This window comes from Velazquezella soli (assembly GCF_977018685.1).
Window position 1 is genome coordinate 2,751,996 of record NZ_CDRNXF010000004.1, and the last position, 12,205, is coordinate 2,764,200.

Annotated in this window: 14 protein-coding genes; 9 read left to right on the forward strand and 5 right to left on the reverse strand. The window is 60.5% G+C overall.

All coding sequences use genetic code 11. The features are described from left to right. Window positions 1-611: 611 nt before the first annotated feature. The 4 genes from uvrC (at window position 612) to AC0JZ8_RS16925 (ending at window position 4,111) form a co-directional block, all read left to right on the forward strand. Entirely contained in the window at window positions 612-2,666 is a 2,055-nt protein-coding gene (gene uvrC, locus AC0JZ8_RS16910; RefSeq protein WP_471892998.1) for an excinuclease ABC subunit UvrC, read from the forward strand. Between the two features lie 129 nt (window positions 2,667-2,795). Then, window positions 2,796-3,386: a CDP-diacylglycerol--glycerol-3-phosphate 3-phosphatidyltransferase gene (gene pgsA, locus AC0JZ8_RS16915; protein ID WP_062453313.1), complete on the forward strand. Its 591-nt coding sequence runs from the start codon at window positions 2,796-2,798 to the stop codon at window positions 3,384-3,386. Beyond that, window positions 3,383-3,637 (forward strand): molybdopterin converting factor subunit 1, encoded by a 255-nt coding sequence (gene moaD / locus AC0JZ8_RS16920; RefSeq protein ID WP_062453314.1) that lies wholly within the window; start codon window positions 3,383-3,385, stop codon window positions 3,635-3,637. Before pgsA ends, moaD begins: the two co-directional genes overlap by 4 nt. A 15-nt stretch (window positions 3,638-3,652) precedes the next feature. Next, window positions 3,653-4,111, forward strand: coding sequence for a molybdenum cofactor biosynthesis protein MoaE (locus AC0JZ8_RS16925; RefSeq protein ID WP_062453315.1), 459 nt, complete (start codon window positions 3,653-3,655; stop codon window positions 4,109-4,111). A 3-nt stretch (window positions 4,112-4,114) separates the two neighbouring features. Here AC0JZ8_RS16925 and AC0JZ8_RS16930 read toward each other — a convergent pair whose 3' ends face one another. Beyond that, window positions 4,115-5,011 (reverse strand): ABC transporter permease subunit, encoded by an 897-nt coding sequence (locus tag AC0JZ8_RS16930; RefSeq protein ID WP_471892999.1) that lies wholly within the window; start codon window positions 5,009-5,011, stop codon window positions 4,115-4,117. Window positions 5,012-5,078: 67 nt separating this feature from the next. Between AC0JZ8_RS16930 and AC0JZ8_RS16935 the strand changes: the two genes are divergently transcribed. Continuing rightward, window positions 5,079-5,642 carry a CGNR zinc finger domain-containing protein gene (locus tag AC0JZ8_RS16935; RefSeq protein WP_062453317.1) on the forward strand — a complete coding sequence of 188 codons (564 nt, stop codon included), beginning with the start codon at window positions 5,079-5,081 and terminating at the stop codon, window positions 5,640-5,642. Next, window positions 5,639-6,157 carry a hypothetical protein gene (locus tag AC0JZ8_RS16940; RefSeq protein ID WP_062453318.1) on the forward strand — a complete coding sequence of 173 codons (519 nt, stop codon included), beginning with the start codon at window positions 5,639-5,641 and terminating at the stop codon, window positions 6,155-6,157. Before AC0JZ8_RS16935 ends, AC0JZ8_RS16940 begins: the two co-directional genes overlap by 4 nt. A 74-nt stretch (window positions 6,158-6,231) precedes the next feature. On the opposite strand, the gene ndk is transcribed toward AC0JZ8_RS16940, so the two are convergent. After that, the gene (gene ndk / locus AC0JZ8_RS16945; RefSeq protein WP_062453319.1) at window positions 6,232-6,654 is read right to left on the reverse strand and encodes a nucleoside-diphosphate kinase; all 423 of its coding nucleotides are present in this window, start codon (window positions 6,652-6,654) and stop codon (window positions 6,232-6,234) included. Between the two features lie 81 nt (window positions 6,655-6,735). After that, a complete protein-coding gene (locus AC0JZ8_RS16950; protein ID WP_174195943.1) occupies window positions 6,736-7,425 on the reverse strand; it encodes a glutathione S-transferase family protein in 690 nt (229 codons plus the stop codon). 152 nt (window positions 7,426-7,577) lie between these two features. Between AC0JZ8_RS16950 and AC0JZ8_RS16955 the strand changes: the two genes are divergently transcribed. Together AC0JZ8_RS16955 and AC0JZ8_RS16960 are read left to right on the forward strand one after the other, a co-directional pair. After that, the gene (locus AC0JZ8_RS16955) at window positions 7,578-8,093 is read left to right on the forward strand and encodes a DinB family protein (protein WP_062579897.1); all 516 of its coding nucleotides are present in this window, start codon (window positions 7,578-7,580) and stop codon (window positions 8,091-8,093) included. Between the two features lie 174 nt (window positions 8,094-8,267). Beyond that, window positions 8,268-9,317, forward strand: coding sequence for a GGDEF domain-containing protein (locus AC0JZ8_RS16960; protein ID WP_471893000.1), 1,050 nt, complete (start codon window positions 8,268-8,270; stop codon window positions 9,315-9,317). Between the two features lie 89 nt (window positions 9,318-9,406). On the opposite strand, the gene AC0JZ8_RS16965 is transcribed toward AC0JZ8_RS16960, so the two are convergent. Continuing rightward, on the reverse strand, window positions 9,407-10,129 hold the full coding sequence (locus tag AC0JZ8_RS16965; RefSeq protein ID WP_471893001.1) for a hypothetical protein: 723 nt from the start codon (window positions 10,127-10,129) through the stop codon (window positions 9,407-9,409). Between the two features lie 206 nt (window positions 10,130-10,335). On the opposite strand from AC0JZ8_RS16965, the gene AC0JZ8_RS16970 reads away from it, so the two are divergent. Further along, complete coding sequence (locus AC0JZ8_RS16970; protein ID WP_092661890.1) at window positions 10,336-11,049, forward strand: Crp/Fnr family transcriptional regulator; 714 nt, start codon at window positions 10,336-10,338, stop codon at window positions 11,047-11,049. 78 nt (window positions 11,050-11,127) lie between these two features. On the opposite strand, the gene AC0JZ8_RS16975 is transcribed toward AC0JZ8_RS16970, so the two are convergent. Then, window positions 11,128-12,006 (reverse strand): trypsin-like serine peptidase, encoded by an 879-nt coding sequence (locus AC0JZ8_RS16975; protein ID WP_174195940.1) that lies wholly within the window; start codon window positions 12,004-12,006, stop codon window positions 11,128-11,130. Window positions 12,007-12,205: the final 199 nt, after the last annotated feature.

The following is a 12,205-nucleotide window of genomic DNA, read 5'->3' on the forward strand; positions in this document are numbered from 1 at the left end:
AGTGTCACATCAACAGAGTTGACGACAGCTTTGTTCCCTGCTGGCTGAGGACGAATTTGGGGGGCAATTGAGGAATTGAAAGAGCCGAAATGTGAATTGTTTGTGGCAGCTAGACGGCTAAATTTCGATGTTGCTTCATCGCCACAGGTATATCGTTAAGGATAATGAGACGTTAATCGCACTATAGAGCATTTTACATTTCTTGACCGTTTCTTAACATTGCGAACAAACGCTGTCAAACAGCCTCGATACATATCACGACTCCGAGAGTCGCGAGATTTAGCCTCCTTTATTCGAGTTTAACTCAAATTTAGCCGAGCAACGCATCAACGCCATCACAGCATCCTGCAGAACTCCTACTTGCAAATCGTCATTTCCGGTCGAAACGAGGCCGAATTCCTGCCGTATTCGCTTCCAGGACCCCGCGAGCTCGTTTGCTGAGCGAGAAATGCAGGCGTGGTGGCACGCTTCCAAAGCCGCCGGCAAAACACTATCTGTTGGCGAACAGCTTCAGCCCCGAGTCGCCGATATCTTCGGGTTGGATGATCACAAAGACGAGATGAGCCCGCAGAAATAGTCGTCTGAACTGATTCTGCCGGCGGAGACATGCGATGAACGCGAAGAATGTGCCCGATGGCGGCGTTCTTTATGACGGAAACGAAGACGACGACGACGATGCCCTGGCACCGGAAGCGGTCGCTGCGGCTATCACCACGTCCATCGACTGGAACGAGGCTGTCCGCCACGACACGGGCCTCAAGGGCGCCGACCTGATCGCCGAGTTCGTCAAGCACCTTCCGAACGCGCCGGGCGTCTACCGGATGTTCAACGAGGCCGGCGATGTGATGTATGTCGGCAAGGCGAAGAGCCTCAAGAAACGTGTCAGCAATTATGCGCAGGGCCGACTGCATTCCAACCGCCTCACCCGCATGGTGCGCGAAACCACGCATATGGAATTCGTCACGACGCGGACGGAGACCGAGGCGCTGCTGCTTGAAGCGAACCTCATCAAGCGGCTACGTCCGCGGTTCAACGTTCTGCTGCGCGACGACAAGTCGTTTCCATACATTCTCATCAGCGGCGATCACCGTGCCCCTGCCCTGATGAAACACAGAGGCGCCCGCGCCCGCAAAGGCCAGTATTTCGGACCGTTCGCATCGGCCTCTGCCGTCGGCCGCACGATCAACTCGCTACAGCGTGCGTTCCTGCTGCGCACCTGCACAGACAGCGTGTTCGAGAGCCGCACGCGTCCCTGTCTTCTGTATCAGATCAAACGCTGTTCCGGCCCCTGCACCCATGAAGTCAGCGACGAGGGCTATGCCGAGCTCGTCAAGGAAGCCTCGGACTTTCTTTCGGGCCAGAGCCAGAACGTGAAGACCGTCATCGCCAGGCAGATGTCGGAAGCTTCCGAAGACATGGATTTCGAGCGCGCCGCAATCTATCGCGATCGGCTGGCAGCGCTCAGCCACGTCCAGAGCCACCAGGGCATCAATCCGGCCGGCGTCGAGGAAGCCGATATCTTCGCCATCCACCACGAAGGTGGGCTTACCTGCATCCAGGTGTTCTTCTTCCGCACCGGCCAGAACTGGGGCAACCGCGCCTATTTCCCGAAGGCCGATCCTCAGATGGCAGGAGCCGAGGTCCTCAACGCGTTTCTCGCGCAGTTCTATGACGACAAGCCGGTTCCCAAGCAGATTCTGCTGTCGGAAACGGTCGAGGAGCAGGAACTGCTGGCGCTCGCGTTTTCCGAAAAGGCGGGACACAAGGTCTCGATCCTGGTGCCGCAGCGTGGGGAAAAGCGCGATCTCGTCGATCACGTCGCTGCCAATGCGCGCGAAGCACATGGCCGCAAGCTGGCCGAAACGTCGTCGCAGGCGCGCCTTCTCAAGGGTCTCGCCGAAACCTTCAGCCTGCCCTACCAGCCCCGGCGCATCGAGATCTACGATAACTCGCATATGATGGGGACCAATGCCGTCGGCGGCATGGTCGTCGCGGGTCCGGAAGGGTTCGTGAAGGGCCAGTACCGCAAGTTCAACATCAAATCGACCGACATCACCCCCGGCGACGACTTCGGCATGATGCGCGAGGTCATGACCCGGCGCTTCTCGCGACTGATCAAGGAAGAAGGCATTCCTGATCGCAGCATCTCGGCGCCGAAACCCGTCGAGGCGACCAGCGACGACATCAACGATGCCGCCTTCCCGGCATGGCCCGATGTCATCCTGATTGATGGCGGCCAGGGCCAGATGACGGCTGTGCGCACCATCCTCGACGAACTTGGCATCCGAGACGTGGTGACGGCGATCGGGGTGGCCAAAGGTGTCGACCGCGATGCCGGCCGCGAACGCTTTTTTGCCGATGGCCGCAGCGATTTCTCGCTGCCGCCACGCGATCCGGTCCTCTACTTCGTCCAGCGCATGCGCGACGAAGCGCACCGGTTCGCGATCGGCTCGCACCGGGCCCGGCGCAAAAAGGAGATGCTCAAGAACCCGCTCGACGAAATCGCCGGCATCGGGCCGGGCCGAAAGCGCAAGCTGCTGCAGCATTTCGGCACCGCAAAGGCCGTGTCCCGCGCAGGTCTCAACGATCTGATGGCGGTCGAAGGAATTTCCGAAGCGGTGGCCAAACAGGTCTATAATCACTTCCACGAGAGCCGAAGTGGATGACGATGAACGACATGCATGGGTCATCAAAACAGCGTATGCATCTCAACCAACTGTAAAAAAGCCGCGAAAACTGTTGACGCTGGCGTCTCGAAACCTCAACTAGAGGCAACCCTCAAGCACAGGTCCATCATGGCTTCCCGCGCGTACAACATTCCCAATCTTCTGACCTATGCGCGCATCCTTGCCGTACCGGTGATCGTTCTGTGCTTCTTCATCGAAGGAAAGCTGGAAAGTTCGGATTTTGCCCGCTGGGCCGGATTCTGGATCTTCGTCGTGGCGTCGCTGACCGACTATCTGGATGGCTATCTGGCCCGTATCTGGAACCAGACCTCGAATATCGGCCGCATGCTGGATCCGATCGCCGACAAGCTTCTGGTTGCCGCCGTGCTTCTGCTGCTTGCTGCCGACCAGACGATTGCCGGCTGGTCGCTGTGGGCTGCAATCACGATTCTCTGCCGCGAAATTCTCGTCTCGGGCCTGCGTGAATATCTGGCGGCGCTCAAGGTATCGGTGCCGGTGACCCGCATCGCCAAGTGGAAGACGACGATCCAGATGGTGTCGATCGCCTTCCTGCTGGCCGGACCTGCCGGCGACAAGTTCCTGCCGTTCACGACGCAGATCGGCATCGGCCTTCTCTGGGTCGCCGCGGCCCTCACCTTCTACAGCGGCTACGACTATTTCCGCGCCGGTCTCAAGCATCTCGTGGATGACGAGGGATGACAAAACTCGTCTATTTCGCCTGGGTGCGTGAGAGAATCGGCAAGACCGAGGAAGATCTCGACCTGCCGCCTGAGGTCGTTACCGCGCGTGATCTCCTTAATCACCTGAAGACGCTCGGCGAGGAATACGAGAACGCGCTGCAATATCCCGAGGTCATTCGCGTCGCGATCGACCAGGAGCATGTGGAGCATTTCGAAAAGATCGCCGGAGCACGCGAGATCGGCATTTTCCCCCCGATGACAGGCGGGTAAACGGAAGACAATCTGATGACGATGCCCACGATCCGCGTCCAGACCGACGATTTCGATCTGCGATCGGAGATCGATCTCCTCACTGCCGGCCGCATGGATATCGGCGCGGTGGTCAGCTTCTGCGGTCTTTGCCGTGACGAGCAGGGAGCGCTCTCGGCGCTGGAGCTCGAGCATTATCCGGGCATGGCGGAAGCCGAGATGAACCGCATCGCCCTTCTTGCCATCGACCGCTTTTCGCTTCTCGGACTGACCGCCATCCATCGCTACGGCAAGATTGCCCCCGGTGCCAACATCGTCCTGGTCATTGCCGTCGCCTCGCATCGCCAGGCAGCCTTCGACGGCGCCAATTTCGTGATGGATTTTCTGAAGACATCGGCGCCGTTCTGGAAAAAGGAACACGCGGCTGACGGTTCGCCCCGGTCCTGGGTCGATGCGAAAGACGCCGACGATACCGCCCGCGATCGGTGGCGCTGAGGTTTACGGGACCACCCTTTCCCGCCGGCTGATGACGAGAACCGCAACCAGCACCAGCCCGATGGCGAAATCCCGCCACAGGATCGGGCCGTAACCGCTCCACAGTGTTTCGGCGAAACCGACAGCGGCGGCACCGGCTGCCGACCGCAGCGGATGCGAATGTCCGCCGGCTGCGGCAATCAGGACGATCGTGCTGCTGATGAGCAACCCGGCGCCGAAGTCCATCGTTCCGTAATACGAGGTCGCCAACACGCCTGCGACGGAGGCGTATAGAGATGCTGCCGCGTAGGCGAGGACGAATACCAGACGGGAACTGATGCCGCAGAGTTGGGCCGCAATCTTGTCGTCGGCCACCGCCCGCCAGACGCGCCCGAGGCTAGTATGATCGATCACCAGCCAGCCGGCCGCGATCATTGCCAGCATCAGGCCGGAATTGAGCAACTGGATCAGCGTCAGGGTTACCGCGAAGCCATCACCCGCCCAGAGCGGAACGGCACGGTTCAAAAACGGCGATAGCCAGATCTCCCGGGAGCCGGAGGCAAGCCGAGCGCCCTCCATCAGCACCAGCAGCACGCCCAGCGCGGCGACGATCGGCGCGTTGCGCGCATGCCTTTCGATCAACCGCAGGGTCAGCCCGCCGACCGCGATCCCGGTCGTGACGCCGCCGACGATCGCCGCGCCCGCCCCCATCGCCAGTGCCGCCGGCAGGACAAGCCAGAACTCGTCCCAGCCGAGCTGCGCGAACAACACGTAGAGATGGCCGGAAAAAGCAAAGATGGCGCCATAGGCGATGTCTGCGCGCTTCGTCAGCGCAAAGCCGATCACGTAGCCGAAGGCAAGCGTTGCGTAGAGTACCGACAGCGGCACAGCATTCGCCAATTGCTGGAGCAGATAGGCCATCGGCAAACCCCAAAAGGATGACACGAATATAACTGGTAAACCGCGTTACACCAGTTATAATTCTGGGATGGATTTCACCTGGACCCCGCATCGTTTCGTCGGTGGCGCCTTGGCGCTCGATGTCGCCAACAGCGTCATACTGCGCATCGATCCGTCACGCCGCATTGATCGCTTCGCCTCTCCGCAGCAGATGGATGCCTTTCCCGAGGCGGCCGGAGAATTCTCGGCGGAGCGGGCGTTGTTTGGAGAAGTGACGCCAGTCGCCGCGGAAAGACGCGCCGATTTCCTCGTGCTTCGGGAAGCGATCGACCGGTATTTCCGTGCTCGAGCGGATGGCGAGGATGACCCGCACAAACTGGCCGATCTGCTTGGCGCGACGGCTGTGGCGTTGCGCGGAACCGGCACCGGCTCACTTGAGGCCGCCACCGCCCGCTCGGCCTTGCGGCTTCTCGGCGACGATCAGATTTCCCGCCTGAAGACCTGCGGCAATTGCGGCTGGCTGTTTATCGACCGAAGCCGCAACCGCAGCAGAAGCTGGTGCGACATGACCGTCTGCGGCAACCGCGTGAAGGCGAACCGCCACTATCGCCGCAGCCGCGATGGCGGACCTTCGGCTGGAGACGCAACATGAGGTGGAGGGCAGCGATATCAGCCGGGCTCTGCGTGATGGGCCTGATTGTGACTGGCTGCCAGCGACCGTCGGAAGGCGTGTATTTCGAACTGTCCGGCCGGATTTTCGTCTTCAACTACCGGGTGGCTACCGCTAACTACCTCGTCACGCTTCGAAAGGTCGCCGCCACCCCTAAGGAAAGCCACGCCAGAGCGGAATTCGAAGATCCGCAGGGCGGACCGGCGCTTTTCACCGTAGAGAAAGTTCTCGATGTCGACGATGTGCTCACGCTTGCCAGCCCGTTCGTCCAGTGCGTCCGGAAGGACAGGCCCTACCGCGTGGCCATCACGCTGACAGGCGCGTCCGGCGAGGTGCTGCAGGTGATCGAAACCACCGTGACGTCGGATGTCGATCAGTCTGTGATACCGGCGGCACCGCTGGTCGTCGGCCCAGCCTACACACCCAACCCCGACATGTTCAAGGCCGATGGCTCGACCGACTTCTCAGGGCGAACCGGCTGCCCGGCGACGCCATGACCTTGCCGCAGACAGCAAAAAAGGCCGGAGCGAATGCCCCGGCCTTTTGAAGATCGAACCGATCCGTGCAGCAATCAGCCGACGATTTCGGTTTCGGCGAACCAGTAGGCGATTTCCTGGGCAGCGGTTTCCGGAGCATCCGAGCCGTGAACCGAATTTTCACCGATCGACAGGGCGAACTGCTTGCGGATCGTGCCTTCGTCGGCGTTGGCCGGGTTGGTCGCGCCCATGATTTCGCGGTTCTTCAGGATGGCGCCTTCGCCTTCGAGAACCTGAACGATGGTCGGGCCGGACGTCATGCCGTCGACGAGTTCACCGAAGAAAGGACGCTCTTTGTGAACGGCGTAGAAGCCTTCAGCTTCGCGCTTGCTCATCCAGACGCGCTTGGATGCGATGATGCGCAGGCCGTTGTCTTCAAATACCTTGGTGATGGCGCCGGTCAGGTTGCGCTTCGTTGCGTCCGGCTTGATCATCGAAAACGTGCGTTCAATCGCCATTGGTCTCATCCTTTGTTTCCACGGAAAGTGGGCGGTGTTTAACCGCCCCTTTCGCCGGAAACAAGGGGGATGGGCCTAATTTCACGCAGCCGTCACAACGCGTCCTGCACTGTCATGAAGGTCGAGCAGACGCTCGAACCACGAAGCCAGCAAGCCGTCCTTGCCCAGCACGTCGGCACCATCCGTCACCCGCAGCCACTGCAGCGCGCCGAACAGAATGTAGTCGGCAAACAGCGGCGCCTCGCCGCCAAGGAAAGGCTGGAATTTCAGCGTGTGCGTAACCGGCTTCAGTTTCTCGGCGAAGGTGTCGATTTCCCTCTGCCGGTCGGCGGCGACCTCTTCCAGCGACCGGCCGAATATGGCCTCGCGGCTGCTGCGAAAATAGGCCTGGTCGGCCGGCCCCAGCGTATCGTGTACGCTCTTGATTGCGATCCTCGCGATTGCGCCGTGTACCACCGTCTGCGAAAAGCCCTCGACAAACCGGGAGAGCGCCTTGCCGCCTTCCCCGCCGAACAGGGTCGGACGGTCGGGATAGCGCTCGTCCAGATAGACCGCGATGTCGAAACTGTCACGGATCAGTTCGTTTCCGTCCCGCAGGATCGGCACGGTCTTGGAAAACCCGTTCTCCAGGTTGGGGATCTGCGTAAACGGTGTCGGCTGCTCCGTGTAGTCGAGCCCCTTGTGCTTGAGCGCCATTACCACCTTCCACGCATGCGGCGAAAATGGCCGGTGCGCGTCAGCGCCGCAGAGGGAATAGAGAATGCGTGTCATCATGGGCTCCTGATCTGTCACTCACCGCACATGATGGGATGGCAAGCCCCACAAATCCAGTCAGGAAATTTCATGGGTGGTATCAACCCCTGCCCCTCGGGTTGGCCGACAAATCCGGTATGATTACACGTGAACAACCGGAGACGTTTTGAATGCTGCGCCATTTCCAGATGCTTGCCGCTTACAATTCCTGGGCAAATTCACAGGTCTACGATGCCTGTGCCGCGCTGACGGACGCCGAATACCGCGAAGATCGTGGCGCCTTCTTCGGATCAGTCCACCGCACGCTCAACCACATCCTCGTTGCCGACCGCATCTGGATGCGCCGCCTGACCGGAGACGGCACGGCGCCGACGGATCTGGGGGCCGTTCTGTTCGAGGATTTCTCTGACCTGCGCACGGCGCGTGACGCTGAAGATGTGCGTATCACCGACTATCTCACGTCGCTGAGCGACGGCGCACTCAGTGCCACCATCACCTATACGCCAGTGACCGTTCCGACGGAGGTCACCGAACCAGTGGCGCCTGTTCTCGCCCATCTCTTCAACCACCAGACCCACCACCGGGGACAGGTGCACGCCATCCTCACCTCGCTCGGCAAGCCCTCCGTAGTGCTCGATATGATCGCCTTCCTGCGCGGGCATGGAAAACAGTGGATGCAGGTTTAATGTAATACGGCTTTAGGACAAACAGGGGTTGTGAACTCAGCCTTAACCGTATTCGCAACGAGACGTCTTCAAACGCCTGACAAAAGCCAACGTTTCAGGCGTTCTTAACCCTCCGTCTCGCGTACTGTTTTCCTGAAACGAGACAGTAACGAGACCCTGAGGAATAGGTGGATCATGTCGGCGGACAATGCACGGCAATCGCGTGACAGGAGCCTGGCTGTCGTGGCGCAGCAGATGGCAAAGCAGGACGTTGCCGGTCTTCCACGCAACTACACGCTGTTCCACGAAGCGCTGTCGGGGTCCGATCCGGCGCTTACCCGCGACGTCGCCACCCTTCCGGCCGGCGCTACCCAGGCCCAGATCGACGAGATCGGCCTGCGCTACCAGCTTCCCGGCTTCGTCGTTCTATCGATCGCCAACCGGGACGAGGAAACGAGACGCGTTCTCGATCTCGTCGGCACGATTGCCCAGGCCACGCTGAAGAAGCAGAATTTCGTACGTGCGCTGGAAACGGCGGCCGAAAGCCTTCGGAGCGGAAGTGCCAGCGGTCTCGCCGACATCCAGGCCGAGCTCGATCATCTTCAGGCGAACCTAAGCGAAACGCTCTCCGCCGAGATCGGTCTCACCAAATCTCTGGAGCTTGCCGCCGACCGGCTGCTGATGTCGAGCAATCTGGCGGAAGCGGCCCGAACCAATTCTCTGTCCGACCGGCTGACCGGGCTTCCCAACCATGTGGCGCTGGCGGAAAAGCTGGATCTCCTCTACGCCCCTTCCGCCGAGCACCGCCCGGCCGCGCTGTTTGTCGTCCGCCTCGTCGATCTCGGCGAGATGGCGCAGACCTATGGCCAGGTGACTGCCGGCCGGATCGTCAAGCGCGCCGCCGCGATTTTCCGCAAGGCGATCAAGAAGAACGACTTTCTGGCCCGGACCGCGACCGACAGCTTTGCGTTTCTGTTCGAGGATGTCGATCGGAGCGGTGCAAAAGCGATCGCCGATCAACTCGTAACTTCGATCGCCGACAGCCTCGTGTTTGCAGGTTCCGGTGAAGGGCATTACCCCCACATGCGGCTGTCGATCGGCGTGGCGCTCTCGACCGAGGCATTCTCGCCGCAGCAGATCAAGCTGCATGCGGCAACGGCACTCGAAAGTCTACGTGCCCAGGGTTCAGGCGCCGGAACCGACACCGTGGCGATCTTCGGCGATCCAAGCCGTCGCGTTTCCTGAACGCATCGACCGATCCCCATACGACAGTGACGCGGCGGCCATCCGGGCGCCGCGTCCTGCATTTCAGCAAAAAGTCGATCGCGTCGGCGTCAGGCGGGAACGAACTGGTTTTCCTGCGGGAAGCGGATTGTCTTTCTCGTCACGCCCTGCGCGAACTGGACCGGAAACGCTGCGGACGAGATGGCCGTATCGATCACCTGCCCCTCGATGAACGAGCCGGCGATGATGAAATAGCTCGGCTTCGGTGTGAACGTGTAGTCGAGGTTTGGCTCGAGCTGCACCGCGACGGCCGGTTTGCCGCCCATCGCAAGACCCACATTCAGCGACATCCGGACACTGGCCTGCTGCAGAACCGACGGGATCAGGTTGTTCGCCCGCACGAGAAACACACCGGCCGGACCCGCTGTCGGATTTGTCGGAAACGCCGGAGCACCGTTCGGGAACGCGCCCTGGTAGGTGATCGCGACGTTGTTAAGACCCTCGAGCATGACGTCGCATTTGCTGGCGGTCGCAAAGGCCCGCGGGCTGAGCGTCGACCCGAGTTCCTGGATGTAACCGGCGCTGATCGAGTAGTCGATCGTCCAGCTGAATGTCGACATGCTCGGGTTTTCCGGGCTGCCCGAGGCCGCGTTGCCGATCATCCATGCCAGGGACAAAGGGCTCTGAGACGCGCCGACCACGTCCGGTATCGTCTGGAACAACGCATAACTCTGGAACTTCGGGTTCTCGTTCATGACCGTAAGCGTATAGGGCGTCCCCAGATCCTGTTTCTCGAAGATCTCGATCGCTTCCCTTCCCATCATAACACGCATGCTGACCTCTCCTCTTTCACATTCTTGCCGCCGCGACATGCGGAGTGGACCGAGCGGTCCGTTCGGCTACCAACGGCAACTCCTGCCGTGAGCACAACCTAGAATGACTTATCGCTGGAGAATGTCACGCATGTAACAACTTTTGATTGCATTTATTCGTATCACGGCTCAGACGGCAAGCGACACCTCAGCGTCCGAGTGGGTTTATGACATCGAACCTTATCTCCAAGATCAACAACGACATCCGACATTCCGCGTGGTTCGACGATCTCGACGACGACACGTACTCGCGTCTCGTGTCGGGGTCGGCGAGCCGCCTCTATAGGGACGGCCAGACGCTGTTTTTCAGCGGTCAGGCCTGCGACGCGCTGTCGATCATCGTGTCCGGTTGCGTGCACCTCTATTTCATCTCGGAGGATGGGCATGAAGTGATCTTCGCCGAGCTCGGCGCTGGCGACGTTCTGGGAGATGTCGAACTCACCCTCGGCTGCACCCACTTCGCGAACGCGGTCGCGGCCGGTGAGACCCGCGTGATGGTGGTCCGTCGCAGCGCATTCAGTGAGATCACCCGCATGCCCCAGATGTCGGCTTTTCTGATGAAGACATTCGCACGCAAGCTCAGAAAGACGATGGCCTTTGCCGAAGGCATGGCACTGCATACGCTGCAGACCAGGCTTGCGCGTCTTCTCGTCGATCTCGCCCGCCTGCACGGCCGCAGCACAGCGGAGGGGCTGCTGATCGACAGAGCGATATCGCAGGAGAAAATGGGGCAACTGATCAATGCCAGCCGCCCACGAGTGAACGCGCAGCTTCAGGCTTGGAAGGGCGACGGCGTGCTCGGCATGCGGCGCGGCCGCCTGATCATCCTCGACTACCGATCGCTGAAGATCATGTCGCGCGAGGGGGCGACCGACAATTGACAGGGTGGTCCAAGGCGCGACGCCGAGCGCGACGGATTTTAAGGTCCGTCGCGCAGGTCGCCTGCCCTTTTGCGATTGCTACTTGCAGCCACCCTTGACGTACTCGATCATTTCCTCGGTCTCATGCGTGAAATGTGGCCCCTTGACGTTACTAGGGCTGCCATTCGACACGACGCTGAAGATTTCGAACGCCTTATTCTCAGCCGGCAGGAACCACGCTCCGCCACTGGCACCGCCGCCGTACATCGGATGCGGCTTTGCCTCGTAAGCCGTCGCATCGCTGACGCTGATCGACGGGTCCTCCATGAACATGTACTCGCCACCATCCAGCCGTCCGGGATATCCCATCAGGGTGAGTTCGGTTTTCTCAGGCACCTTAGCGAGACGCAGCTGGAATTTTCCAGACGTCGATGCCTTGGTACTGCGCATGACCGCGTAATCGACTGCGGCCGCGGCAAGGCCCGGGACTTGCGGTATCTTCGTCCACGCCGTCAGGACGGACGCCATTTCGATAGGATAAGCCTCGCCCGGCGCTCCGTCATAACCCGGATAGAACACCACGTTGCTGGCCTGGTCTCCATTCAGCCACATGGCGTGTGCCGCCCCGATAATGATCTTGTCGTCGGAGACGAACTGGGCGCTGGCCGCTTGATCGATTCCGCCCAGGCTAAAGAACAGCTTGCCACCGAACTTGAACGGAGCCTCTTTGATCGGTGCCAGCTTGACCTCGGTCCCTTCGAGGGAATGTACGTCGCCACCTGGCATGCCGCTCTCCGGCAGTAGGCCGGGAGCGGGGATTGCATTGCGACGGCGCTCGTCCGTCCAGTAGTCTGCGGTAAAGGCTGCCTGCGCCGCGGTCGGTGCCCAGCAGGTGAACCGGTCATCGGCGAATGCGCCTGTCGGTGCAAAGGAAACCGACACCAAAAGTGTCAGGCATGACGCTTTCCAAAACTTCATCTCTCAACCCTCCTTGTTCGAACATCCGTCAGGGATGCTTCGGCCGAGTGGCCAGGGACGAACCTAGATGGGCGAGGTCTGGAGGGCTGTTCCCGGAGGAACAGGGGGAGATCCTTGAGAGATTGTCCCTTCGCAGCGCACAATGCCCGCAAATCGCGACGGCCGCCGTCTTGCCTTCACGCCCGGTTTCGGCCAAAAC

Excerpts from the sequence above, each read along its gene's own strand:
- uvrC (WP_471892998.1), top strand. The coding sequence starts at position 612 with ATGAACGCGAAGAATGTGCCCGATGGCGGCGTTCTTTATGACGGAAAC.
- pgsA (WP_062453313.1), top strand. The coding sequence starts at position 2,796 with ATGGCTTCCCGCGCGTACAACATTCCCAATCTTCTGACCTATGCGCGC.
- moaD (WP_062453314.1), top strand. The coding sequence starts at position 3,383 with ATGACAAAACTCGTCTATTTCGCCTGGGTGCGTGAGAGAATCGGCAAG.
- AC0JZ8_RS16925 (WP_062453315.1), top strand. The coding sequence starts at position 3,653 with ATGACGATGCCCACGATCCGCGTCCAGACCGACGATTTCGATCTGCGA.
- AC0JZ8_RS16930 (WP_471892999.1), bottom strand. The coding sequence starts at position 5,011 with ATGGCCTATCTGCTCCAGCAATTGGCGAATGCTGTGCCGCTGTCGGTA.
- AC0JZ8_RS16935 (WP_062453317.1), top strand. The coding sequence starts at position 5,079 with ATGGATTTCACCTGGACCCCGCATCGTTTCGTCGGTGGCGCCTTGGCG.
- AC0JZ8_RS16940 (WP_062453318.1), top strand. The coding sequence starts at position 5,639 with ATGAGGTGGAGGGCAGCGATATCAGCCGGGCTCTGCGTGATGGGCCTG.
- ndk (WP_062453319.1), bottom strand. The coding sequence starts at position 6,654 with ATGGCGATTGAACGCACGTTTTCGATGATCAAGCCGGACGCAACGAAG.
- AC0JZ8_RS16950 (WP_174195943.1), bottom strand. The coding sequence starts at position 7,425 with ATGACACGCATTCTCTATTCCCTCTGCGGCGCTGACGCGCACCGGCCA.
- AC0JZ8_RS16955 (WP_062579897.1), top strand. The coding sequence starts at position 7,578 with ATGCTGCGCCATTTCCAGATGCTTGCCGCTTACAATTCCTGGGCAAAT.
- AC0JZ8_RS16960 (WP_471893000.1), top strand. The coding sequence starts at position 8,268 with ATGTCGGCGGACAATGCACGGCAATCGCGTGACAGGAGCCTGGCTGTC.
- AC0JZ8_RS16965 (WP_471893001.1), bottom strand. The coding sequence starts at position 10,129 with ATGCGTGTTATGATGGGAAGGGAAGCGATCGAGATCTTCGAGAAACAG.
- AC0JZ8_RS16970 (WP_092661890.1), top strand. The coding sequence starts at position 10,336 with ATGACATCGAACCTTATCTCCAAGATCAACAACGACATCCGACATTCC.
- AC0JZ8_RS16975 (WP_174195940.1), bottom strand. The coding sequence starts at position 12,006 with ATGAAGTTTTGGAAAGCGTCATGCCTGACACTTTTGGTGTCGGTTTCC.